This window comes from Desulfobacter latus (genome assembly GCF_013389365.1).
In the GTDB taxonomy this organism is placed as follows: Bacteria; Desulfobacterota; Desulfobacteria; order Desulfobacterales; family Desulfobacteraceae; genus Desulfobacter; species Desulfobacter latus.
Window position 1 is genome coordinate 48,868 of record NZ_JACADJ010000006.1, and the last position, 23,548, is coordinate 72,415.

At 45.4% G+C, this 23,548-nt stretch carries 19 protein-coding genes and 6 tRNA genes; 2 read left to right on the forward strand and 23 right to left on the reverse strand.

The window, feature by feature from the left end:
• Positions 1-7: 7 nt before the first annotated feature.
• The 21 genes from rplW to HXW94_RS03185 form a co-directional block, all read right to left on the reverse strand.
• The gene (gene rplW, locus HXW94_RS03085; RefSeq protein WP_178365433.1) at positions 8-295 is read right to left on the reverse strand and encodes a 50S ribosomal protein L23; all 288 of its coding nucleotides are present in this window, start codon (positions 293-295) and stop codon (positions 8-10) included.
• Position 296: 1 nt separating this feature from the next.
• Entirely contained in the window at positions 297-917 is a 621-nt protein-coding gene (gene rplD, locus HXW94_RS03090; protein ID WP_178365434.1) for a 50S ribosomal protein L4, read from the reverse strand.
• Positions 918-1,059: 142 nt separating this feature from the next.
• A complete protein-coding gene (gene rplC / locus HXW94_RS03095) occupies positions 1,060-1,692 on the reverse strand; it encodes a 50S ribosomal protein L3 (protein WP_178365435.1) in 633 nt (210 codons plus the stop codon).
• Between the two features lie 24 nt (positions 1,693-1,716).
• Positions 1,717-2,025 (reverse strand): 30S ribosomal protein S10, encoded by a 309-nt coding sequence (rpsJ, locus tag HXW94_RS03100; protein WP_178365436.1) that lies wholly within the window; start codon positions 2,023-2,025, stop codon positions 1,717-1,719.
• 23 nt (positions 2,026-2,048) lie between these two features.
• The gene (gene tuf, locus HXW94_RS03105) at positions 2,049-3,242 is read right to left on the reverse strand and encodes an elongation factor Tu (RefSeq protein WP_178365437.1); all 1,194 of its coding nucleotides are present in this window, start codon (positions 3,240-3,242) and stop codon (positions 2,049-2,051) included.
• 47 nt (positions 3,243-3,289) lie between these two features.
• Positions 3,290-3,757 carry a 30S ribosomal protein S7 gene (rpsG, locus tag HXW94_RS03110; protein WP_178365438.1) on the reverse strand — a complete coding sequence of 156 codons (468 nt, stop codon included), beginning with the start codon at positions 3,755-3,757 and terminating at the stop codon, positions 3,290-3,292.
• 75 nt (positions 3,758-3,832) lie between these two features.
• On the reverse strand, positions 3,833-4,204 hold the full coding sequence (gene rpsL, locus HXW94_RS03115) for a 30S ribosomal protein S12 (RefSeq protein WP_111956857.1): 372 nt from the start codon (positions 4,202-4,204) through the stop codon (positions 3,833-3,835).
• A gap of 102 nt (positions 4,205-4,306) precedes the next feature.
• A complete protein-coding gene (gene rpoC, locus HXW94_RS03120) occupies positions 4,307-8,689 on the reverse strand; it encodes a DNA-directed RNA polymerase subunit beta' (protein ID WP_178365439.1) in 4,383 nt (1,460 codons plus the stop codon).
• A gap of 10 nt (positions 8,690-8,699) precedes the next feature.
• Entirely contained in the window at positions 8,700-12,830 is a 4,131-nt protein-coding gene (rpoB, locus tag HXW94_RS03125) for a DNA-directed RNA polymerase subunit beta (protein WP_178365440.1), read from the reverse strand.
• A 112-nt stretch (positions 12,831-12,942) separates the two neighbouring features.
• Positions 12,943-13,335 (reverse strand): 50S ribosomal protein L7/L12, encoded by a 393-nt coding sequence (gene rplL / locus HXW94_RS03130; RefSeq protein WP_218576544.1) that lies wholly within the window; start codon positions 13,333-13,335, stop codon positions 12,943-12,945.
• 70 nt (positions 13,336-13,405) lie between these two features.
• The gene (gene rplJ / locus HXW94_RS03135; protein ID WP_178365441.1) at positions 13,406-13,930 is read right to left on the reverse strand and encodes a 50S ribosomal protein L10; all 525 of its coding nucleotides are present in this window, start codon (positions 13,928-13,930) and stop codon (positions 13,406-13,408) included.
• A gap of 195 nt (positions 13,931-14,125) precedes the next feature.
• On the reverse strand, positions 14,126-14,815 hold the full coding sequence (rplA, locus tag HXW94_RS03140) for a 50S ribosomal protein L1 (RefSeq protein WP_178365442.1): 690 nt from the start codon (positions 14,813-14,815) through the stop codon (positions 14,126-14,128).
• Between the two features lie 24 nt (positions 14,816-14,839).
• Positions 14,840-15,262 (reverse strand): 50S ribosomal protein L11, encoded by a 423-nt coding sequence (rplK, locus tag HXW94_RS03145; RefSeq protein WP_178365443.1) that lies wholly within the window; start codon positions 15,260-15,262, stop codon positions 14,840-14,842.
• A 36-nt stretch (positions 15,263-15,298) separates the two neighbouring features.
• The gene (gene nusG, locus HXW94_RS03150; protein ID WP_178365444.1) at positions 15,299-15,829 is read right to left on the reverse strand and encodes a transcription termination/antitermination protein NusG; all 531 of its coding nucleotides are present in this window, start codon (positions 15,827-15,829) and stop codon (positions 15,299-15,301) included.
• Positions 15,830-15,857: 28 nt separating this feature from the next.
• Entirely contained in the window at positions 15,858-16,211 is a 354-nt protein-coding gene (gene secE / locus HXW94_RS03155; protein WP_178365445.1) for a preprotein translocase subunit SecE, read from the reverse strand.
• Positions 16,212-16,271: 60 nt separating this feature from the next.
• Positions 16,272-16,348 (reverse strand) — tRNA-Trp (locus HXW94_RS03160).
• Between the two features lie 15 nt (positions 16,349-16,363).
• Complete coding sequence (gene rpmG / locus HXW94_RS03165) at positions 16,364-16,522, reverse strand: 50S ribosomal protein L33 (RefSeq protein ID WP_178365446.1); 159 nt, start codon at positions 16,520-16,522, stop codon at positions 16,364-16,366.
• A 53-nt stretch (positions 16,523-16,575) separates the two neighbouring features.
• Positions 16,576-16,652: transfer RNA gene (locus HXW94_RS03170), tRNA-Thr, on the reverse strand.
• A 55-nt stretch (positions 16,653-16,707) separates the two neighbouring features.
• Positions 16,708-16,783: transfer RNA gene (locus HXW94_RS03175), tRNA-Gly, on the reverse strand.
• An 84-nt stretch (positions 16,784-16,867) separates the two neighbouring features.
• A tRNA-Tyr gene (locus HXW94_RS03180) sits at positions 16,868-16,952 on the reverse strand.
• A 10-nt stretch (positions 16,953-16,962) separates the two neighbouring features.
• Positions 16,963-17,038 (reverse strand) — tRNA-Thr (locus HXW94_RS03185).
• 403 nt (positions 17,039-17,441) lie between these two features.
• Between HXW94_RS03185 and HXW94_RS03190 the strand changes: the two genes are divergently transcribed.
• Complete coding sequence (locus HXW94_RS03190) at positions 17,442-19,184, forward strand: LysM peptidoglycan-binding domain-containing protein (protein WP_178365447.1); 1,743 nt, start codon at positions 17,442-17,444, stop codon at positions 19,182-19,184.
• A 133-nt stretch (positions 19,185-19,317) separates the two neighbouring features.
• Here HXW94_RS03190 and HXW94_RS03195 read toward each other — a convergent pair whose 3' ends face one another.
• Both HXW94_RS03195 and HXW94_RS03205 read right to left on the reverse strand, forming a co-directional pair.
• Positions 19,318-20,694 (reverse strand): KamA family radical SAM protein, encoded by a 1,377-nt coding sequence (locus tag HXW94_RS03195; protein ID WP_246293707.1) that lies wholly within the window; start codon positions 20,692-20,694, stop codon positions 19,318-19,320.
• Between the two features lie 479 nt (positions 20,695-21,173).
• Positions 21,174-23,087 carry an FAD-dependent oxidoreductase gene (locus HXW94_RS03205; RefSeq protein ID WP_178365449.1) on the reverse strand — a complete coding sequence of 638 codons (1,914 nt, stop codon included), beginning with the start codon at positions 23,085-23,087 and terminating at the stop codon, positions 21,174-21,176.
• A gap of 335 nt (positions 23,088-23,422) precedes the next feature.
• On the opposite strand from HXW94_RS03205, the gene HXW94_RS03210 reads away from it, so the two are divergent.
• Positions 23,423-23,497 (forward strand) — tRNA-Arg (locus HXW94_RS03210).
• Positions 23,498-23,548: the final 51 nt, after the last annotated feature.

The window sequence follows — 23,548 nt, forward strand, 5'->3', positions numbered from 1 at the left end:
TACCTCTTTACACACCTTCAAAAAAATCAATTCGTTGTCCAGGCATCAGCGTAACAACGGCTTTTTTCCAGTCCTTTTTCTTGCCGATAATTCTGCCACGCTGTTTTATTTTTCCTTTAACCTGTACGGTTCTGACCTGCTTGACCTGTGCATTGAACGCTTTTTCAACAGCATTTTTAATTTCAACCCTGTTGGCATCCTTGGCTACTTTTAAAGTCACTTGGTTGAACAACTCTCTTTGAAGGGTGGATTTTTCGGTAACGACAGGTCCACGGAGGATGTCATATTCAATCATCTTAACTCAGCCTCCCTTTGATGTTCTCAATACTGGATTCAAGCAGCAGAAGGTTCTTAAACTTTAAAATGTCATAAACATTGAGACCTTCAGTTTTAATCACTTTGACATCCGGAATATTTCTGGAGGACAGCACAAGCTTTGCATCGTCGGCATCTGAAACAATGAGAAGATCATCAAGCTTCAATGTGGAAAGCACATGGGTCAATGCTTTTGTTTTGATTTCTTCAAGTTCAAGCGCATCAATAACAAAAAGCCGGCTGTCGGAAACTTTCGCACTTAAAGCCATTTTAAGGGCAAGTTTTCTTACTTTCTTAGGTACTTTTATTTCATAAGATCTGGGGCTGGGACCAAAGATAACGCCCCCACCTTTACGTAATGGGGATTTTATACTACCAGCCCGTGCATTCCCGGTCCCTTTCTGCCTGAATAATTTTTTCGTGGAACCTGAAATCATACCCCTGGTTTTAGACGCAGCAGTCCCCTCCCGTTTTGAAACGAGCTGGGACCGCACGACCTCGTGAAGAACACTTGTTTTAACCGGTATGCTGAAAATTTCGTCAGGCAGCTCAACTTCAGACACTTTAGCACCTGTACTGTTTAATACCTCTACAGCAGCCATTATTCTTCCTCTTCAATTTTGATCGACTATGCATCACTGCGAAATAATTGCAATACCCATAGCCGCTATTCGTCTATTTAATCGAACTGATGTCCTGCCGCGTTCTCTAATTTTCATAAAAAACACGGCGTCAAAAACTGTTTTATTTATTTACATCAGTTTTACGCACTTCGACAACGCCAGTGTTAAAACCTGGAACAGCACCTTTTACGAGGATGAGGTTATCGTCATGCTTAATATCTACAATGGTTAAATTTTTTACCGTAACTCTGTCAACCCCTTTGTGGCCAGGCATTCTCTTTCCCTTGATGACCTTTGCAGGCCAAGCAGAGTTACCGATGGAGCCTGGTTTTCTGTGGTTCCGGTTACCGTGGGTTTCAGGTCCTCTGGAAAAACCATGTCGTTTAATGGTTCCCTGAAAACCACGACCCTTTGAAATACCGGTCACGGTTACTTTATCACCAACTGAAAACATATCAGCACCAATGGTTGCACCGGTTTCTATATCTTCAATTGAATCTTCTCTAAATTCTCTTAAAACGCGAAAGCCTTTATCCGATGCTTTTTTTAAATGTCCTGCAATGGGTTTATTCAAGCGCTCAACCGGCTTTTCATCAAACCCGAGCTGCAAGGCTGCATACCCGTCCGTCTCTTCCGTTTTTATCTGGGTTACGACACAGGGTCCAACCTGCAGCACTGTAACAGGAACGAGCTGTCCATCGGAGGCAAACACATTGGTCATCCCGATTTTTTTTCCAAGCAATCCACTCATCATAACAAATATGTCCCTGTTAATGCACTATAATTTAATTTCAACATCGACACCGGGGGAGAGGTCAAGTTTCATTAACGCATCCACGGTCTGCTGTGTCGGCTCAAGAATATCCATCATTCTCTTATGCGTCCTGATTTCAAACTGCTCACGAGATTTCTTATCCACATGAGGGGAACGCAACACAGTAAACTTGTTGATCCGGGTAGGTAAGGGAACCGGTCCCACAATTCTGGCACCGGTTTTCCTTGCCGTATCAACAATGTCTACTGAAGACTGATCAAGCAGCTTATGATCATAAGCTTTGAGCCTAATTCTTATCTTAGTCTTCAACATTGTTATTGTTCTTTCTTAATCTACTATTCTATGATTTCACCAACAACACCAGCACCAACTGTACGGCCACCTTCACGAATAGCGAAACGAAGTTCCTTTTCCATGGCGATAGGGTTGATCAATTCGACGTTAATGGTAGCATTATCACCAGGCATAATCATTTCAACACCCTCTTCCAGAGTCAAAACGCCGGTGATATCAGTGGTCCTAAAGAAGAATTGGGGTCTGTACCCGGTAAAAAACGGTGTATGGCGCCCACCCTCTTCTTTACTCAGGGCATACATTTCAGCTTTAAACTTGGTATGTGGCTCAATTGAGCCGGGCTTACATACAACCTGACCACGCTCAACCTGATCACGTTTTGTACCGCGCAGCAGCAATCCGACATTATCACCGGCCTGGCCCTCATCCAGAAGCTTTCTGAACATCTCGACACCGGTACATACAGTTTTAGCCGTATCCCTGATACCCACGATTTCAATTTCTTCGCCGGTTTTAATCACACCACGCTCAATACGTCCCGTAACAACCGTACCACGACCGGAAATTGAAAAAACATCCTCAATCGGCATCAGGAAAGGCTTATCGGTATCTCTTTCAGGCTCAGGAACATAGGAGTCAAGCGTATCAAGAAGCTCAAAAATAGGCTTGGCGTCTTCAGCATCCACGTCGTCGCACTCCAGGGCCTTAAGCGCAGATCCCCGGATAATCGGCGTCTCATCACCTGGGAAATCGTAGGAATCAAGAAGCTCCTGAAGTTCCATTTCAACCAGTTCAATCAACTCTTCATCATCAACCATATCGCATTTATTTAGAAAAACAACGATCTTAGGCACACCAACCTGACGGGCAAGCAGAATGTGCTCACGGGTCTGGGGCATAGGGCCGTCATCGGCGGACACAACAAGAATAGCACCATCCATCTGAGCGGCGCCGGTGATCATATTTTTAATATAGTCAGCATGGCCCGGACAATCGACATGCGCGTAATGACGGTTTTCGGTCTCATATTCAACATGGGCGGTGGCGATGGTGATACCACGTTCTCTTTCTTCCGGGGCCTTATCAATTTCATCAAAGGGAACAAACTCCCCATGACCTTTCAGACCGGCAAGCTTGGTAATCGCGGCGGTCAGAGTGGTTTTCCCGTGATCGATATGCCCGATTGTCCCGATGTTCACATGCGGTTTGTTCCGCTCAAATTTCTCCTTAGCCATCTTCTGTATTCCTCCTGTGGAATGTTTACAAAGATATTTTTAAATTTCTACCACCTAAAATGTGCGAATGCCTTATTAGCTTCAGCCATTCTATGTGTATCTTCTCTTTTCTTGATTGCCCCGCCACGCTCGTTATAAGCGTCCATCAACTCAGCAGCAAGCTTATTCGCAAAGCCTTTTTCAGAACGACTTCTGCTGAAATTGATAAGCCACCTGAAGGCCAGAGCAGTCTGGCGACCGGGTTTTATATCAGTGGGCACCTGATAGGTAGACCCGCCGATCCTTCTTGATTTCACTTCAACAGAAGGCCTAATATTATCAATCGCTTTTTTAAACACTGCCAGAGCAGGTTCGCCAATTTTATCTTCAGCAATCATCAACGCATTCGCCACAATTTTTCGGGCAGCATTCTTTTTGCCGTCTCTCATGACACAATTGACAAACTTGGCTGCAAGCTTTTCCTCATGCGTGGCATCCTGCATGAAACCTTCTTTAAATACTAATTTTTCTGCCATCTTAAAAAGTCCACCAAATTTATATTTTATTAATATGAATGCTTAAGCCCTTCATGACTATTTGGGCCATCATGATTACTTGGGACGCTTGGCACCATATTTTGAACGCCCCTGGCGACGATCATCCACACCCAGCGTATCAAGGGCACCCCTGACAATATGATAGCGCACACCTGGAAGGTCTTTTACCCTTCCGCCCCTGACCAGGACAACAGAGTGTTCCTGGAGATTATGCCCCATACCCGGGATATAAGCCGCAACTTCCATACCGGTTGTCAAACGAACCCTTGCAACTTTCCTTAAAGCCGAGTTCGGTTTTTTAGGAGTAGAAGTATACACCCTGGTGCAAACCCCGCGTTTTTGAGGCCCACCCTTCAACGCCGGCGTACTAACTTTTTTTTCAGTTCTCTTTCTACCTTTTCTTACCAATTGATTTATGGTCGGCATAACTCCACATGCTCCTTCATCAAACTTAATAAGTCGCCATACACGACAAAATATTTAATTCTACTTACACTTTTCCCAAATGTCAATAATATTTATTTTTTTCTATACTTCAGCGAATTCACCATATCCCACCTCCAGATTGCGATAGCCGGGAAAACCCGTGCCGGCCGGGATAAGTCGCCCCATAACAACGTTTTCTTTCAATCCCTTGAGGCTGTCATATTTACCTTCAATAGCTGCAAGGGTCAGCACCTTGGTCGTTTCCTGAAACGATGCTGCAGACAAAAAACTGTCTGTGGACAAAGAGGCTTTGGTAATACCAAGAATCAGGGGCTCACCCTTGGCCGGCTCACCGCCCTCCATGGCAACTTTGCGATTGGTTTCCTCAAAAATAATACGATCAACCTGTTCATCGGGGATAAAATTGGTATCTCCAGTGGAAATCACTTTAACCCGGCGCATCATCTGACGGATAACAACTTCGATGTGCTTGTCATTGATTCGTACGCCCTGAAGCCTGTAAACTTCCTGAACCTCGTCAACCAGGTATTTAGCCAGTGCCACTTCCCCTTTAATGTTCATGATATCCTGGGGGTTGGCAGAACCTGCGATCAGCGGATCCCCCGATTTTACATAATCGCCGTCATAAACGGACACATGCTGACCTTTTGGAATGGCGTATTCTTTTGCCTCGCCAACATCGCCAGGCTTAATCGTAACCTTCTGACGGCCTTTGGTGCCCTTTGAAACAGTAACATAGCCATCAATCTCAGTCAGCACTGCCGGGTCTTTTGGCTTTCTGACCTCAAAAAGCTCGGCAACCCTGGGCAGGCCACCGGTAATATCTTTTGTTTTTGTGGTGGCACGCGGCAACTTGGCAATTACATCACCGGCGGTGATGTTGTCATCCTCTTCAACAGTGAGAATGGCATTTACCGGCAGGTAATATCTGGCCGGCGTCTTAGAATTGGGCAGCTTAACCGCTTTACCCTCTTTATCCTTAATCGTTATTCTGGGTCGAACCTCAATATCCTTGCTTTCAATTATCGTTCTTGACACCTTGCCGGTAACCGGGTCAATTTGTTCCTGAACCGTATTGCCCACAATAATGTCAGCAAATCTAATCCGACCGGATACTTCAGTGATGATCGGCGTAGTAAAGGGATCCCAGGAGGCTATAACATCACCTGGTTCAATTTGCTGACCATTTTTGGCTTGAAGGGTGGCACCATAAATGACATTATCCTTGGCACGTTCACGTCCATCCTCGCCGACAACGGTCACCCCGCCACCTTTACGATTCATGACGATGATATCGCCCTGGGCCGAAGTTACGGTTTGAATATCGTCATTAAACTTTAAAATGCCACCAACACGGGCTTTGACTTCAGCAACCTCAACTTTTCTGGACGCTGTACCGCCGATGTGAAAGGTCCGCATGGTCAACTGGGTTCCGGGTTCGCCAATGGATTGAGCGGCCACAATACCAATGGCCTGTCCAATTTCTACGGTGGCACCATGGGCAAGATCACGGCCGTAACATCTTGAACAGACGCCATGTTTTGAATTGCATGTTAATACGGATCTGATTTTGACCCGTTGAACACCTGCGGCTTCAATTTTAGCCACATGGGCTTCATTAAGTTCTGTATCAGATGCCACGATGAATTCATTGGAATAAGGATCGCGGATATCCTCCTGGGTGACACGCCCAAGAATTCTTTCCCCAAGGGTCTGAATAATTTCTCCACCCTCATACAGCGCTTCAACTTCAATGCCGTTGATGGTACCACAATCAGGCTCCACGATGGTACAGTCCTGGCCAACATCAGCCAGACGACGGGTCAGGTAACCGGAGTTGGCTGTTTTCAGTGCCGTATCCGCCAATCCCTTACGGGCACCATGGGTGGAGATAAAATACTGAAGTACGGACAACCCCTCACGGAAACATGCAGTGATAGGATTTTCAATAATCTCACCGGAAGGTTTGGCCATCAATCCGCGCATACCAGCTAACTGGCGCATCTGATCTTTGGAGCCACGGGCGCCGGAATCCGCCATGACATAGACGGCATTGAGTTCCTCGGAACTGTCTGTGCCCTCTTTTTTGGGTGGATTTTTCATAACTTCCATCATAGCGTTGGCAATCTCGTCTGTGGCCTGGGCCCAGATATCAACCACCTTGTTATACCTTTCACCCCGGGTAATCAGACCTTCGGAATACTGATTTTTGATATCTTCAATATTTTTTTCGGCCTTACCAATCAACTCCCACTTATTCGCCGGGATAATCATGTCATCAATGCAGATGGACAGACCGCCAAGCGTTGAATTTTTGTATCCAATATTTTTCAGGCGATCGGAAAGAATAACGGTTTCTTTTAAGCCGATATTTCTGTAGGCATAGTCAATGAGCTTTACAATGGATTTTTTATCCATCAGCTTGTTCACCAGACTGAACGGCAACGTAGACGTTCTTTCATCCACCTTGAAAATAGTGTACTTGTCGCCCACCATCCGGACATCGGTAAACTGTCCTTGTTTCAGTCCGTAAAGCTGCTCCACCACCACGTCGGAAACCTGAAAAATATTTTTAAATTCTTTACGCGTTAAAACACCGGTTGTCCCCCGGGTCTTTTTAATTTCCTCATCCCCGTACTTGTTAAGTATCGCATCAAAATCTTCACCGGCCTTTAGTTCAGCAAGCGCAGCCTCGGCATCCTCAAGGTTTTCGGTGCGGATACGGCTCATGTTCAACAGTACGTCACCTGGAATGGTTTCCCATAGAAGCACACGGCCTGTCGTGGTCTCATAAATCACATCATCAATACGAACCTTGATTTTGGCATGAATATTCAGCGCTCCGGCATCAAAAGCAAAACGCACCTCATCTATACTTGAAAAAGTGACCCCTTCGCCCTGCCGGCCTGACATTGCCCGGGTCATATAATAAATGCCCAATACAATGTCCTGGGTGGGAACAATAATGGGCTGCCCGTTTGCCGGAGACAAAATGTTGTTGGTGGACAGCATCATGACCCTGGCTTCAAGCTGGGATTCCAGGGACAACGGCACATGGACGGCCATCTGGTCACCGTCAAAGTCAGCATTGAATGCCGGGCACACCAGGGGGTGAAGCTGAATGGCCTTGCCTTCGATCAATACCGGCTCAAACGCCTGAAACCCGAGACGATGCAAGGTAGGCGCACGGTTAAGCATCACCGGGTATTCCTTTACCACGGCTTCAAGGGCATCCCATACTTCGGTCTCCTCGCGCTCAACCATTTTTTTAGCGCTTTTAACCGTGGAGACCAGGTTTTTCTGCTCAAGATAATTGTAAATAAATGGTTTGAACAGCTCCAAAGCCATTTTTTTGGGAATGCCGCACTGGTGGAGGCGCAGTTCAGACCCCACGGTGATTACGGTACGGCCGGAATAATCCACACGTTTACCTAAAAGATTCTGTCGAAAACGCCCCTGTTTGCCTTTAAGTGTATCAGACAAAGATTTCAACGGACGTTTGTTGGTACCTGTGACCACCCGGCCATGACGTCCATTGTCAAAAAGCACATCTACAGCTTCCTGAAGCATCCGTTTTTCGTTTCGAACAATAATATCCGGTGCATTGAGCTCAACCAGCCGTTTAAGTCGGTTATTGCGGTTGAGTACCCGACGATACAGATCATTAAGATCCGAGGTGGCAAACCTGCCCCCTTCAAGGGGTACAAGAGGGCGCAGATCCGGCGGCAGAATGGGGCAGGCCGTCAGGATCATCCGGGAAGGTTCTATGCCTGATGTCAAAAAGGCATCAATGACCTTCATGCGCTTGGCCATTTTTTGCTGCTTGGCCATGGATTTGGTCAGACCGATCTCTTCGATAAGCTCATCATGAACCGCCTGAAGATCAATCTCATTCAGCAACGTTAAGATCGCCTCAGCACCAAGCCCGGCAACAAAACCCTCCTCACCGAATGCTTCTATGGCTTCATAATACTGGTCATCGGAAAGCAGCTGTAATTTTTTCAGCTCGGTATCCTTGGGATCAATAACAATATACGAATCAAAGTAGAGTACTTTTTCCAGATTCTTCAATGTCATATCCAGGACATTACCGATCTTGGAAGGCAGACTTTTTAAAAACCAGATATGGGATACCGGCGCAGCAAGCTCAATATGTGCCATACGGTCGCGCCTGACCTTGGACTGAATAACTTCAACCCCGCATTTTTCACAAACCACGCCCCGGTGTTTCATGCGTTTGTATTTACCGCAATTGCACTCGTAATCCTTGGTCGGTCCAAACACCTTGGCACAGAAAAGACCATCACGTTCGGGTTTAAACGTTCTGTAGTTAATGGTCTCGGGTTTTTTTATTTCGCCGTAGGACCATTCCCGAATCTGATCAGATGATGCAAGGCTAATCTGAACGCCCTGGTAACTTTGAGGATCCTTGGGTTTTGCGAAGAAATCATAAATATTATCCAATGTCTTCTCCTTATTTGCTACCTTCTATAAGATTCATATCCAGCCCCAGAGCATTGAGCTCTTTTATCAGAACCCTGAAGGATTCAGGCATTCCAGGTTCCAGGACATTTTGGCCTTTAACAATTTTTTCATACATACGGGTCCGACCGGTCATGTCATCGGATTTCACCGTAAGAAATTCCTGGAGCGCATGGGCAGCACCATATGCTTCCATGGCCCAGACCTCCATTTCCCCAAGACGCTGGCCGCCGAACTGCGCCTTACCACCAAGCGGTTGCTGGGTTACAAGGGAGTACGGCCCAATAGATCGTGCATGCAGTTTGTCATCAACCAGGTGGTGAAGCTTAAGCATATACATGGTTCCCACAGTAACCGGTTTGTCAAAAGGCCTGCCGGTTCGACCATCATAAAGGATGGATTGACCTGAGGGGTCACTGTCGGACATAGCAATTAATTCCTTGATCTCTTCCTCTGTGGCACCATCAAATACCGGCGTGGCAGTATGAACCCCATTTTTATAAAGGGAGATGAAATCCAAAAAACGCTCATCATCCATCGCATCAATATCCCGGACAATGACATCATCGGCCTGCCCATCCCTTTGTTTCCGGGTCAAAGAAAACATTTGTTTGGCTTTATCCCGCAACGCATCCAGTCGTTTTTCCTCCAGCATTTCGTCAATTTGCTGCCCCAGGGCATAGGCAGCCCGGCCCAGATGGATCTCAAGAATCTGACCCACATTCATACGGGACGGCACGCCCAGGGGATTAAGCACCATATCAACAGGCCGGCCGTCTTCAAAATAAGGCAGGTCCTCGACCCGAAGAATTCTTGATACAACACCCTTGTTCCCGTGGCGGCCTGCCATTTTGTCCCCCACGGAGAGTACCCGTAACATGGCAACAGAAATTTTAATGAGCTTGAGAACCCCCGGCGGGAGGTCGTCACCCTTTTCAAATCTTGATACCTGACGGTTGAAATGCTCCCGGGCCTGTTTTATCTGCTCCTGGGCCTGCTCAAGGATGACCTGAACCTTTTCGGTCAATACGGCATCTTCAACCGTAACATTTACCAGTATGGAGACAGGTACTTTTTCAAAAATACCGGGAGCCACTTTGGTTCCGGCCTTAACCAGCACTTTGCCGTTTCGTTCCAGATCATTGAACAATACGTGCCCGTCAAGTACGGATTCAACTTTCTGTCGACCGACATCGGAAATAATTTTTATCTCATCATCACGGTCTTTTTCAAAACGCTCGATCTCTTCATCTTCGATCTGGCGTGTTCTGTCATCCTTTGGCAGACCACGGCGTGAAAAGACCTTGGCATCAATCACCTTTCCATGAACACCCGGGGGGACACAAAGTGACGTATCCTTTACGTCACCGGCTTTTTCACCAAAAATGGCCCGCAACAATTTTTCTTCAGGAGAGAGTTGCGTTTCGCCTTTGGGCGTAATTTTCCCCACCAAAATATCACCCGGTTTGACCTCAGCACCCAGACGGATAATGCCGCTGTCATCCAAATTTCTCAAAGCATCTTCACCCACATTAGGAATGTCCCTGGTGATCTCTTCCTTGCCAAGCTTGGTATCCCTGGCCAGAACTTCAAATTCCTCGACATGAACGGACGTGTACACACCATCCCTGACCAGGCGCTCGGATACCAATATAGAATCCTCATAATTATACCCGTCCCAGGGCATGAAGGCCACGGTCACATTTTTTCCAAGCGCCAGTTCCCCCAGTTCCGTGGAGGGCCCGTCAGCAATGACCTGCCCTTTTTTAACCCGCTCATTTTTCTCGACAATAGGTCTATGATTAAAGCAGGTGTTCTGGTTGGAACGAACAAACTTGATACAGTTATAAATGGAAACAGCCTTATTAAATTTAGGATCGTTATTGTCATCATTTTTAACAACAATACGCTTTGAATCGACATCCACCACCACCCCGTCGCACTCAGCAACAATGGTCACCCCGGAGTCCCTGGCAACAACGGCTTCCATACCGGTACCCACTAAAGGGGCTTCACTGCGTATCAACGGCACAGCCTGTCGCTGCATGTTAGACCCCATCAGCGCCCTGTTGGCGTCATCATTTTCAAGAAAAGGGATCAGGGATGCGGAGACGGATACCAGCTGGTTCGGCGAGACATCCATAAATTTTATATCTTCGGGGGTCACCATCTCAAATTCCCCGGCCACGCGGGCAGATATCGTAGAATCGACAAAATTTCCATCAGCATCCAAAACAGCATTGGCCTGGGCAATGGGATGTTCCTTTTCTTCAAATGCACTTAAATGCTGAATTGTTTTGCTGGCATTCCCTTCATTTACGATCCTGAATGGGGTTTCAATAAATCCAAAATCATTTACCCGGGCATAGGTACACAGGGAAACAATTAAACCGATGTTGGGGCCCTCAGGGGTCTCGATGGGACAAATACGACCATAATGAGACGGATGAACATCACGCACCTCAAACCCTGCACGCTCACGGGTCAACCCACCTGGCCCCAAAGCTGAAAGACGCCGCTTATGGGTGGTTTCAGACAACGGATTGGTCTGGTCCATAAACTGGGATAGCTGTGAGGTGCCGAAAAATTCACGAACAACCGCAGAGACAGGCTTGGGGTTAATAAGGTCGTGGGGCATCATGGCGTCCACTTCCTGCATGCTCATCTTTTCCTTAATGGCCCGCTCCATACGGACAAGACCGATGCGATAATGGTTTTCCAGGAGTTCACCCACAGCCCTGACCCGCCGATTACCCAAGTGGTCAATATCATCCACTTGTCCCTGGCTGTCTTTGAGCTCGATCAACGTAGCTGCGGTAAGCAGCACATCTTCTTTTCTCAGGGTTTTTACATCAATTTTCGTATTCACCCCGAGGCGATGATTCATTTTAAGGCGTCCCACCTTGGACAAATCGTAATATGCCTGGCGGAAAAACAGATGATCAATAAAATCCTGGGCCACCTCAATGGTCGCCGGATTGCCGGGACGAAGCCTGCGGTAAATATCCATCAGAGCCTCTTCCTTGGATTCAATTTTGTCTGAAATCAGGGTCTTACGCATGCAATCTGAACTGCGGGGATTTACATAGAGAATTTCAAAGCTGTCAATATCCTTTTCCTCAAGCAGTTCAAACGTGTCCTCTGCAATGGTATTACCGGCTCTGAACAACGGGGCTTGATCACTGCTTTCCAAAAAAAAGTTACCAGCAAACGCTTTGCCTATGAGTTCCTCTTCAGAAATAGGAATAAAATCCAAATGTTCATCGGCAAGTTGTTTTAAGGCTCGCTTGGTAAAAATTCGACCCGCCTTGACCACAACCTCACCGGTTTCAGGAGATTTTATATCATAGACGGCCCGTTGCCGGACTAAATTTTCAGGAATAAATTCTCTGAAATAAGAGCCGTTCTTACGTAGAATTTTTTCCTTGGTGTAAAAGAAATCAAGAATATCTTCCCCTGTGTATCCAAATGCCTTGAAAAGAATGGAAACAGGAAATTTACGCCGGCGGTCAATACGGATATAGACAATATCCTTGGCATCAATTTCCATGTCAATCCAGGAACCACGCACAGGAATAATACGGGCATTATAAATAATCTTGCCCGAGGAATAATTTTTGCCTTTGTCATGATCAAAAAACACACCGGACGACCGGTGAAGCTGAGAGACAACTGCACGCTCAGTACCGTTGATGACAAAAGTGCCCCTGGGTGTCATCAAAGGAATAGTGCCAAAATATATTTCCTGTTCCTTTATATCACGGATGGTTGACACATCCGTGTCTTTGTCATGGTCATAGACGACAAGCCGAACCCTTATGTTGACCGGGATGTCATAGGTCATCCCGCGACTGATACACTCCTGCATGGAGTGTTTGGTCTCCCCAAAGGAATAAGAGACATATTCTAGGGAAGATGTATCGGTAAAATCCTTGATGGGAAATACGGACTTAAAAACCGAATGCAGGCCCTTTTCCTCCCTGTCCTGGGGTGGAACATCCCTTTGAAGAAACCCTTCAAAGGAATCTCTTTGCATCCCTATAAGATCAGGGATGTCTATAATTTTACGTTTACCGCCAAACTCTTTTCTAACTCGCTTGTTCGTCAAAAGACTTCCGGCCATGATATCTCCCGATGTGAGTTTTTCCAACCGTAAAAGCGGAGACACGACCCACTGGCCTTGCCCCCGCGTATAGTTTATGCACAAACTATTTGTGCTTATCAGCTATGCTAAACTACTTTACAGACACCTGGGCGCCGGCCCCCTCAAGCTGCTCTTTAACTTTGTCTGCCTCTTCCTTGGCAATACCTTCTTTTACAGCTTTGGGCGCCTCTTCAACAAGTGCCTTGGCTTCTTTCAGTCCGAGCCCGGTGATCGCACGAACTTCTTTAATCACATTAATCTTTTTGTCACCGACAGCTTCAAGGATAACGTCAAATTCGGTTTTTTCTTCTTCCGCAGCCCCACCGGCATCTCCGCCGCCAGGCATGGCACCTGCAGCAACGGCAACCGGTGCAGCTGCAGATACACCAAATTTATCTTCAAGCTCCTTAATCAGTTCGGAAAGCTCCAGAACGCTCATATTTGAAATAAATTCAATTACATCATCTTTTGTAATATCAGCCATTTTAATCTCCTGAAAAATATACGAATATCTGAATCGTACTTATAAATTTAAAGTTTTGGTTTATTTTAAGTTACGCTGCATCTTTCTGATCTTTAACCGCATTAAGCACATTGAGAAAAGACCTGGGAACCCCGGCCAGTACATTGACAAGATTTGTGGGAACGGCATTGAGTGTGTATACCAATTTGGCCAACAACTCTTCTCTGGAAGGCATCTTAGCAAGCTGCTTGACATCTTCTTCGCTTAAAAATTTTCCATCAAGTGACGCGCCCTTAAGCTGTATTTTCTCATTGGTTTTCAGAAATTCCGAGATGACCTTGGCCGGTGCCACAGGATCATCCTTGGAAATGATGATCGCATTCGGTCCTTTAAAAAGATCAGTTAATACCTCCGAGCCGGTCCCTTTCACCGCCAGTCTCATCAAGGTATTTTTTACAACCGCCATTTGAGCACCGGTCTCCCGAAGTTTTGCGCGAAGTTCCGTCACCTGGGATACAGTCAATCCCTTGTAGTCGATCAAAAAAGAAATCTCTGCTTCGCCGAGATTCTTTGCGAGCTTTTCGACCAGTTCTTTTTTCTGGGAAATATTCAGCATTTTTCTACACCTCCTTCCATAAATAAATTTGTGTCGAAGGTGCCAACGAAACCAAAACAAAATTTATTTTCTGTCTCGGCAGGCCGGCAGATCCGATTATGCATTTACTATGCACCTACTGTCTATGACAGGCTAAAACGTATTTCGTTTAATGCGAACGAAATACGTCTATTATTTATTTGATCAACATGAAATCTAGATTAATAAAGGATCCACTTTGATACCAGGACCCATTGTTGAAGATACGCTGATGGATTTCAGATAGGTTCCTTTGCTTGATGCAGGTTTGAGAGAGACAATTTTATCGAGAAAAACAGTTACATTTTCCAACAGCTTTTCAGCACCAAAAGATATTTTACCGACAGGAACATGCACAATACCGGCTTTCTCAACCCTGAAATCGATTTTACCGGATTTTGCTTCGTCGATGGCCTTGGCAAGTTCAAATGTTACAGTACCGGTTTTTGCATTGGGCATAAGTCCTCTTGGGCCAAGGATACGTCCGAGTTTACCAACGGTACCCATCATGTCCGGTGTCGCAATGGCCTTATCAAATCCGAACCAGCCACCCTTGATCTTCTCAACGATTTCTTCTGTGGCAATAAAGTCTGCACCTGCATCAAGGGCTTCTTGTTCTTTTTCACCTTTGGCAAATACCAGGACCTTTACCTCTTTACCAAGTCCATTGGGCAGAACGACGGTCCCACGCACCATTTGATCTGCATGCCGCGGGTCAACCCCCAGCCTTACGGCGACATCAACCGTTTCGTCAAATTTTGCATAACTGGAAGATACAGCAATTTCCAGGGCATCTTTGGGTCCATACTGAACCATTCTGTCCACGTTGCTCAGTGCTTCGTTATGTTTTTTACTCCGCTTAGGCATTTTAATCACTCTTATACTTGAAAGTTAAACGACTTCTATTCCCATACTCCTGGCAGTGCCTTCAATAATTCTAACGGCAGCATCAATATCCGAGGCGTTTAAATCCGGTTTTTTAGTTTCTGCAATCGCAACAACCTGATCTCTTGTCACCTTGCCGACCTTATCACGATTCGGCTCCCCTGATCCCTTCGCAAGCTTGGCCGCAGCCAAAAGCAGTCTTGAAGCAGGCGGCGTTTTGGTTATGAAGCTGAAAGACCTATCTTGATACACAGTGATAACGACAGGAATAATCTGCCCCGCATCATTAGCAGTTTTAGCGTTAAACGCTTTACAGAAATCCATGATGTTGACACCGTGCTGCCCCAGAGCCGGACCAATGGGGGGGGACGGATTTGCCTTGCCGGCTTCAACCTGAAGCTTAATTTGTGTCATTACTTTTTTTGCCATTTTACAACTCCTGAAACTCTTAAATTTATAACCCGGCTATATCTTGGTTACCTGTATAAAATTTAATTCGACCGGCGTGGCGCGCCCGAAAATGCTAACCAGCACTTTAACCTTTTCCTTATCCGGAGACACTTCTTCAATAGTCCCATTAAAATTGGAAAAAGGTCCGTCAACAACCCGCACATCATCTCCCGGCTCAAAATAATACTTAGGCTGAGGCCTTTCCTTACCCTGCTCCATTTTTTCAATAATGCTTTGGGCCTCCCTGTCGCTTATGGGGGCAGGCTTATTTTTTCCACCAAGAAAACCGGTAACCTTAGCAGTGGAACTTACAATATGCCACGTCTCGTTATCCAGATGCATACGCACAAGGATATATCCAGGATAAAACTTCCTGGAAGACTGACGCTTCTTTCCATCCACCAGTTCTACAACATTTTCGGAGGGAATCAGGATGTCCCCGAATTTTTCCGGATGCTTTAATCCCCGTATCTTTTCTTCCAGAGCAAGCTTCACTTTTTGCTCATGGCCGGAATAAACGTGGACGACATACCATTTTAAAGACATCTTAATTTCCCTTGATCTAAGTCTTGATCTAAGTCAGGACAACTTGGACAATTTTAGACAGACTATAATCAAAAATCCCCAGAAAAACGGCAACAATAAACACAAAAACAACGACCACAACCGTCGTTCCGGTTGTTTGTTTTCGGGTTGGCCAGACAACTTTTTTCAACTCTACCTTCACTTCCCGAAAAAACTCTGCTGTCCTTGCAAAAAAATTACCTGCCATAGGCTGCCCGGATTTTTCAGTTCCAGCATCAGATAACGACCGCACCGGTTTCTTTTCCACAGTCGATTTTACAGCAACTCCCGATTTATCATCAGCAGTTTCAATAACACGCTTTCGTTTCTCACTCTGAGGTTTTTTTTTCTGTAATTTCGACATATCCCACCGATAAATCACCTTCTGACCAACATCAAATATCGGCAGAAGGTGATGAAAATATGGCAGGTCAGGAGGGAGTCGAACCCCCAACAGCCGGATTTGGAGTCCGGAGCTCTACCAATTGGAGCTACTGACCTGCATAGCAATGCAATTTATTTTATTTTAGTCTCTTTGTGGACAAGATGTTTATTGCAGAATTTACAATATTTTTTAAATTCAATCTTGTCCGGAGTCTTGCGTTTATTTTTGGTCGTCGTATAATTTTTCCTCTTGCATTCATTACAAGCAAGAGCGATAAGCACTCTGTCCACTTTCAACCCCTTGACTTGACGTCTATTGACGTCTATTTTTTTTCAGCACAATTTGGAGCCCATGACCAGAATCGAACTGGTGAACCTCTTCCTTACCAAGGAAGCGCTCTACCGACTGAGCTACATGGGCTAACGCACCATATAATCTAAATAATCTAAACCTGTGTACAATAAAAGATCGTAAGTGGAGCGGGAGACGAGGCTCGAACTCGCGACATTCAGCTTGGAAGGCTGAAGCTCTACCAACTGAGCTACTCCCGCTTATGATAAGACTAAATGTAAGTCAATCAACCAAACCGACTATGTAGTCCCAGCAATCCATTAACAGATCTCCTACATTTGCTTTGGTGGTGGGGGGAGGATTTGAACCTCCGAAGGCTGAGCCGTCAGATTTACAGTCTGATCCCTTTGACCACTCGGGAACCCCACCTAAGCTATTTTGGAGCCGATACCCCGAATCGAACGGAGGACATTCTCATTACAAGTGAGATGCTCTACCATCTGAGCTATATCGGCTTACTTTAAGCTACACAATCTCCGTAGCGAAAAGACCGAGCAAATGTATCAGAACATTTTTAACATAGCAACCCCTTTTTTTAAAAAAATGCATATTTTTTTCCATCCCACGATCAACAGTTAAATTTATAATAGTTACAGAGACAAGCAAAATATCGGACAAGATTCCGATAAAACGCTTTAATATCCTTTTAAATACAATGATTGTATGGTATTTTTTCATTGACATCCAACACTATCTTCATTACACCAATAAATATTCTAATAACAGCCATAGACTAAGCGCCATGGCCCTAAAACGCCTATTAAAAACATAGGCGCCAATCGCAAAAAATACTATATTGACGTGATTTTACAACTTAACTTAATCATATACATAGACAGCTATCGGTAAGGAGACCAAGTGAACACTTACAAACCGGCCGCATTAATTTTTGCTTTATCCCTATTCTTGATTACCGGTTGCCAACAGTCCCATTTGCCAGCCAATAAACCGTTAACAGACCAGACCCTCAAACCTGCTGAGCCCATAGAACCTTTAAACCAAAACACCCTTCAACACGAGACAAGCAAACAAAAAAAAGACGAGAATCAAATTCCGGATTTTAATCAAACCAAGATAGACCAGGCCCTTGAACTTTGCAGTGTAGCACAAAATTGCTGGGAACAGGGAAATCTTGATGAGGCTTTGTCAACCCTTGATGCGGCCTACGCCCTAATGCTTGAAATAGATACCGATCACAACCCCGAATTCAATCAGCAAAAAGAGGACATTCGTTATCTTATCTCCAAAAGAGTTCTTGAAATCTATGCGTCTCGGCATATTGTTGTAACCGGTCATCATGACGCCATTCCCATTACTTTAAACGACCATGTGAATGCTGAGATAAAACGCTTAACCGGCCCCGAACGCAATTTTTTTATCCGTTCACTCAACCGCTCCTGCCGTTACCGGCCGTTTATCGTCCAGGCGCTTAAAAAATCCGGACTGCCGGAAGAGATATCTTGGCTCCCCTTGATTGAAAGCGGTTTTAAGAATAGGGCCTTATCCCCTGCAAGAGCGCTTGGTATGTGGCAGTTCATACCGTCAACCGGCAATAAATTCGGATTAAACCGCAATCACTATATTGATGAACGCATGGACCCTGAAAAAGCCACCAGAGCCGCCATTGATTATCTCAAGGAACTGCACAATATGTTCGGAGACTGGACCACTGCTATTGCCGCTTACAATTGTGGTGAATACCGTGTACTGAAGACAATTCGCAGACAGAAACTGAACTATCTGGATAATTTCTGGGATCTATATCAGAACCTGCCTAGAGAAACAGCAAGATATGTACCAAGATTCCTAGCCACCGTTCATATTGTCAAAAATTTGGAAAAATATAATATTACGATAGACAACCCACTAAAACCGCTTGAATACAAACCCTTTAACATAAAAAAGCAGGTCCATTTAAACGAAATTGCAAAGGCAATTAATGTCGATACAGATATACTTGTTTCTCTCAACCCGGAACTGCGTTATAAAACTCTGCCCCCCGAGCCCTATACGATAAAAATACCTGTAGATCACGCAGGCGGGTTTATGGCCAAGCTAAATACCATTAAAACCAATGATCACCAGAACCTGCAGTATACTTATTACCGCATACGAAAGGGAGATACCTTATCAGGCATTGCCGGAAAATTTAAAACATCTGTAAATGCCATTGCCGGATGCAATAAAATTTCAAAAAAAAGCTGTATTATTATTGGCAAGGTATTGAAAATTCCAGGCACACACCATAAGGCAAGTATAAAAAATAATTTAATCACCGCTAAAACATCAAAAAAAATCACCTATACCGTGCGTGCTGGAGATAATCTGTGGCTGATTGCCAGAAAGTTTTCTACGACCACAAAACGGATTAAATCAATTAACAAATTATCAGGAACCAGACTAAACATTGGGCAACACCTGACCATTATCACTAACGATAAAACAGACAGCAAAAAATTATCGAGATATAAAGTTAAATCCGGAGATAATCCTCTCCGTATTGCAAAAAGACATAATATGAGCCTTAACCGTTTGCTGTCATTAAACCATTTAAGCAAAAGAAGCAAAATTTATCCCGGCCAGAGCCTACTCGTGGAATAGTTCGGGTCATGCAAAGCAATAAAATCCACCACATGCTTTTCTGATTACATTGGGGCAGTTAGGGCAGGCACGGGGGCCTGCCCTAACTGCGTATTTTAGTGATTACACGCCAAGCCCAGACACCCCCCGGCAATTAAGCCACCCCTTCAGACAACAGGCTGCTTTCCATCAGCATATCCAATTCATCCTGGTAAAAAAAATGACTCTGATCAAAGGCGGGCCGCAATTCATCAAGCCATATCGCCTGGTCATCAAAGGAAGCGAAGAAAGGTTGTAGTACCCACTCCGGATTTCTGCCCTGAATCATTTGCAGAACAAACACCTTATTGCCTTTAATTTGAGCTGTTCCCAGAACCTGTACCTTGCCGGGCAACGCTGACATGCATGGCCCTCGAACGGTCCTTGCTATTCCGCTCACCCGACTGTAAGCTGCACGGAATATTTTCCAGGCCCGGGCAAGGGAAACGCTGAAATAATGCCTGTTACCTGTATTGCGGACAACAAACATATAGTAAGGGATACAACCGAGTTTAACTTGTTGCTCCCACAACGCGATCCAGCTTTCCGGTTGATCGTTAATATGCCGAAGTAAAGGCGATTGCGTGCGAATCTGCGCACCGGTTGATCGGATACGGCAGATTGCATGGCGCACCGCATCCGTCGCAAGCTCTTCTACAGAATTAAAGTGGGCCATTATCGCCAAATGTTTTCCCGCTGCAATCACTTCGTCAAACAAATGAAGCAAATCATCCGCATCCGCATCATCAATAAAACGATACGGCCAGTAAGAAAGCGCCTTTGTCCCAATCCGAATTGTTTTCAGATGAGGAAGATCGGCATGAATCAGTTTGCGCAAATAACGAGCAAATATTTTAGTTCTCATGATAAGCGGGTCGCCGCCGGTAAAGAGGACATCCGTTACCTCTGTATGGACCTTCAAATATTTAACCAATTCTTCTGCGTCGTGCATGGAGAACCGAAACTTTTCTACCCCGATAAACTGAGGCCAACGGAAACAAAAGGTACAGTAAGCATGACAGGTTTGCCCCTGGCTTGGGAAGCAGAGGAGTGTTTCTCCATATTTATGCTGCAGTCCAGAAAGAATCTTGCCATCCAAACATGCTTGATTAAGTTCCATCTGACCGGCAGGGTGCGGATTAAGCGCCATACGGATCTGATTGGCGCAATTCGTAATTTCTTTTTTGGATGCGCCGCGTTTCAGCAATTTGGCCATCTTATCAAAATCATGTGGATGAAGCATCTCCCGTTGAGGGAAGTTCAGTATAAATATCGGATCATTGGGTAAATTATCCCAATCAATCAATTCATTAACCACGTAATTATTGGTTTTGAACGGCAAAACCCTGGCGACCACATCAATGTCAAATTTCTGCTCCTCGCTAAGACGATCAATCTGCCTGATGTTGCGATAATTACTCAGGGTATAAGATTTATACTTTTCTGTACTTCCTGCTGATACAATTTTTCGGGATTGACATAAACACATCATACACCTCCGCTTCTTTCGCATTTACAACTGCGATGAACTCCGGCTGTAAATACTGAGAAGACAGGTTGAAAAGACAGCCGGAAAATTTTTCATTATATCGAACCATTGACAATCTCGTAAAAAGTCCGATTTGGCTATTTTTATAATGCAACCTGTTTATATGATATATAGTGATTTTGCCATTCTTGAATTTTTACGAACCGATCAACCTACCTACTTTAACAAACGTATTTACTTAAAGCAATGCAATTTTCTCTCCATCCAATTTGAAATTTGGCATTACATCGTTTCAGATAATAGTCATGGTACATTTTTTTTTAGATTGCCCATGCCGCAACAAGACGCATATAAAAAAGCGCATGCCCCTCAAGCACATGCGCCATATAAATTTAGAGTATAGGAAATTCCAGCACCCAGCACCCAGCACCTAACAGCCCGCCCAAAGGGCGCTAATTTATATATCACTCCCGATCATCGAGTCAATAATTCAACGCAAGCGAATACCCCGCGTGTACGGCCGTAAAAATATCTTGGACCTCCCTGGCGTCTCCTATAATCTCGATCCTGGATACGTCTCTTTTTATTTCTTCACCAGGGCCTGCCGCAGGGCGCATACCGGAGGCCAGAATAACGGTCTGGAAGGGTTCGAGAGCTAACGTCTTCCCATCCTGTTCGATTTGAACGCCGTCATCTGTGAAATCCTTAACCGTTGTATGCGGCATAAGTTTAACGTTTTCCATCTGTTCGAGCCTCATCAGGGTCAATTTTTTCGTAATCATTTCCATCATACTTCCTATGGGATCGGTCCGCTTTGTGGCAACGACTTCATAACCGGCCTTACCCAGTTTTTCGGCGATTTCCACACCGGCCCTTCCGGCACCGATAACAAGGACCCTTGGCCCTTTGAGCTCTTTTTCGCCCTGAAAATATTCTATAGATGTCATAACATGCTGTGCATCAAGACCATGGATGTCTGGAATATTCTGAATGGCCCCGATTGCCCAAACGAGAAGATCAGGCCGGACCGCCTTGACCAAATCGGCATCGACGGATCTGTTCATGACAATGGCATCGATGTTTCTTTTCACATTCTGTTCGATAGAATCGAGGCCCTGCTTCATTTTTTCCTTTCCCGGGGCCTGCCAGGTAATGGCGAATTGGCCGCCCAAATGATCTGTCTTTTCAGCCAAGGTAATCTGATGACCGCGTTTTGCCAGGTACAAGGCCGCACTCATACCGGCCGGACCTCCCCCGGCAATCAGGACGTTCAAGGGGTTTTGGGTTTTTTCCAGGGCCGGTTTGCCGATTTCCGGATTCAAATTACACCCTAAAGATACGCCGCTTTTCATACGATGGAGACACCCCTGGAGACAGTAGCCACAATAGTTAATCCGGTCATCCAATCCGTTGTGCCATTTCTCTACCAGATCGTTATCCGCAAGAAGCGGCCGCCCAAGGGCCACAAGATCCGTTAATCCGTCATCCAGGAACTGGACGACCTTATCCTTTCTTCCCATTCTGCCGGCGGCGATCAGGGGAAGCGACGTGTGTTCACGAACCCAGGCTAAAGCATCTACCTGGGGCTTGTCCGGGAGACTGGCATGGTGAAAATACCATGCAGGGCTGAAACAGGCGTTTCCCATACCCACGTGTATGGCATGGATTCCCTTATCTTCTGCGAATTGAAGTAATGGAAGAAGGTCTTCCCCGCTGACGCCGAACTCAGGTGACATCTCATTTCCGGAAATCCTCAGGATAAGAGGTATATCGGGCGAACCGGCGTTGACTTTTGAAATAGCCTCTCGCGCAAAGAGTAACCTATCCTGTCCGTATGCATCTTGTCTCTTATTAATTTTACTGTTCAAGAATTGGGAAATAAGATAGCCATGCCCGCCCTGGATTTCTATGACATCAAAGCCGGCCTCCTGTGCTTTTTGGGCCGAGGATTCATACCCATCCAGAATCTCTTCTATGTCTTGTTCTGAAAGCGCCTCTGAAACATTTCCGTTTCTGGCAACGCATGTCATTACGGAAGGCGCCTTTGGCCGGCCGCCGATTATTTTGGGAAGGGCGGCGGCACCCGCATGATTCAGGTGAAGACAGGCAAGGCGATTCTCCTCATGTATGACATCTGCAATCTTTCGCAGTTCCGAAACACTTTGCGGTAAATGGACAAAGGGCTGTTTGGGATGCTCCCTGCCGTTGGCAGTGACCGAAACAGGCTCAATGATAACAATTGCAGGACCACTTCGTGCGATCTGCCGATAGAAAATCAATTGCTGATCTGTTACGGCACCATCGGGATTGCCGGCCCCGATCTTGATGGGGGGGAATACGAATCTGTTCAATAGCGCCAGATTGCCTAAGTTAAATGTACTAAACATTCTTTCCATTTTAAATATCCTTATTGTTTCCTATTTAGCTCCAGTTTTGCATAGCTAACAATATAATTATAAAATATCCTTGTTTAGCTTAAACTTGCAAGGAAAAAATATGATGAATGGTAAATTAAATTAGCGCCCTTTGGGCGGGCTGTTAGGTACTGGGTGCTGGGTGCTGGGAAATGGAAATTCCTATACTCTTAAAATAAAAAAATCACATCCGGATTAATTTATGACTTGCTTTCATGATAAATTTTGAATATATCCGAATTTCCCATTATTTAGCGGCTTGAGTATTGTCTAAAAGGCCGGTTTATGATACTTATAGCTCGAACTAATAAATATGTGCCCCCGTAGCTCAGTGGATAGAGCATAGGATTCCTAATCCTTGAGCGCAGGTTCGATTCCTGCCGGGGGCACCATTAATTTAACGGGCCTTGGCTGTGCAGGCATCTTTGCCGCAACTGGGATAC

Coding starts and splice junctions, on each gene's coding strand:
- rplW (WP_178365433.1), bottom strand. CDS start 295: ATGATTGAATATGACATCCTCCGTGGACCTGTCGTTACCGAAAAATCC.
- rplD (WP_178365434.1), bottom strand. CDS start 917: ATGGCTGCTGTAGAGGTATTAAACAGTACAGGTGCTAAAGTGTCTGAA.
- rplC (WP_178365435.1), bottom strand. CDS start 1,692: ATGATGAGTGGATTGCTTGGAAAAAAAATCGGGATGACCAATGTGTTT.
- rpsJ (WP_178365436.1), bottom strand. CDS start 2,025: ATGTTGAAGACTAAGATAAGAATTAGGCTCAAAGCTTATGATCATAAG.
- tuf (WP_178365437.1), bottom strand. CDS start 3,242: ATGGCTAAGGAGAAATTTGAGCGGAACAAACCGCATGTGAACATCGGG.
- rpsG (WP_178365438.1), bottom strand. CDS start 3,757: ATGGCAGAAAAATTAGTATTTAAAGAAGGTTTCATGCAGGATGCCACG.
- rpsL (WP_111956857.1), bottom strand. CDS start 4,204: ATGCCGACCATAAATCAATTGGTAAGAAAAGGTAGAAAGAGAACTGAA.
- rpoB (WP_178365440.1), bottom strand. CDS start 12,830: ATGGCCGGAAGTCTTTTGACGAACAAGCGAGTTAGAAAAGAGTTTGGC.
- rplL (WP_218576544.1), bottom strand. CDS start 13,335: ATGGCTGATATTACAAAAGATGATGTAATTGAATTTATTTCAAATATG.
- rplJ (WP_178365441.1), bottom strand. CDS start 13,930: ATGCTGAATATTTCCCAGAAAAAAGAACTGGTCGAAAAGCTCGCAAAG.
- rplA (WP_178365442.1), bottom strand. CDS start 14,815: ATGCCTAAGCGGAGTAAAAAACATAACGAAGCACTGAGCAACGTGGAC.
- rplK (WP_178365443.1), bottom strand. CDS start 15,262: ATGGCAAAAAAAGTAATGACACAAATTAAGCTTCAGGTTGAAGCCGGC.
- nusG (WP_178365444.1), bottom strand. CDS start 15,829: ATGTCTTTAAAATGGTATGTCGTCCACGTTTATTCCGGCCATGAGCAA.
- secE (WP_178365445.1), bottom strand. CDS start 16,211: ATGTCGAAATTACAGAAAAAAAAACCTCAGAGTGAGAAACGAAAGCGT.
- HXW94_RS03195 (WP_246293707.1), bottom strand. CDS start 20,694: ATGATGTGTTTATGTCAATCCCGAAAAATTGTATCAGCAGGAAGTACA.
- HXW94_RS03205 (WP_178365449.1), bottom strand. CDS start 23,087: ATGGAAAGAATGTTTAGTACATTTAACTTAGGCAATCTGGCGCTATTG.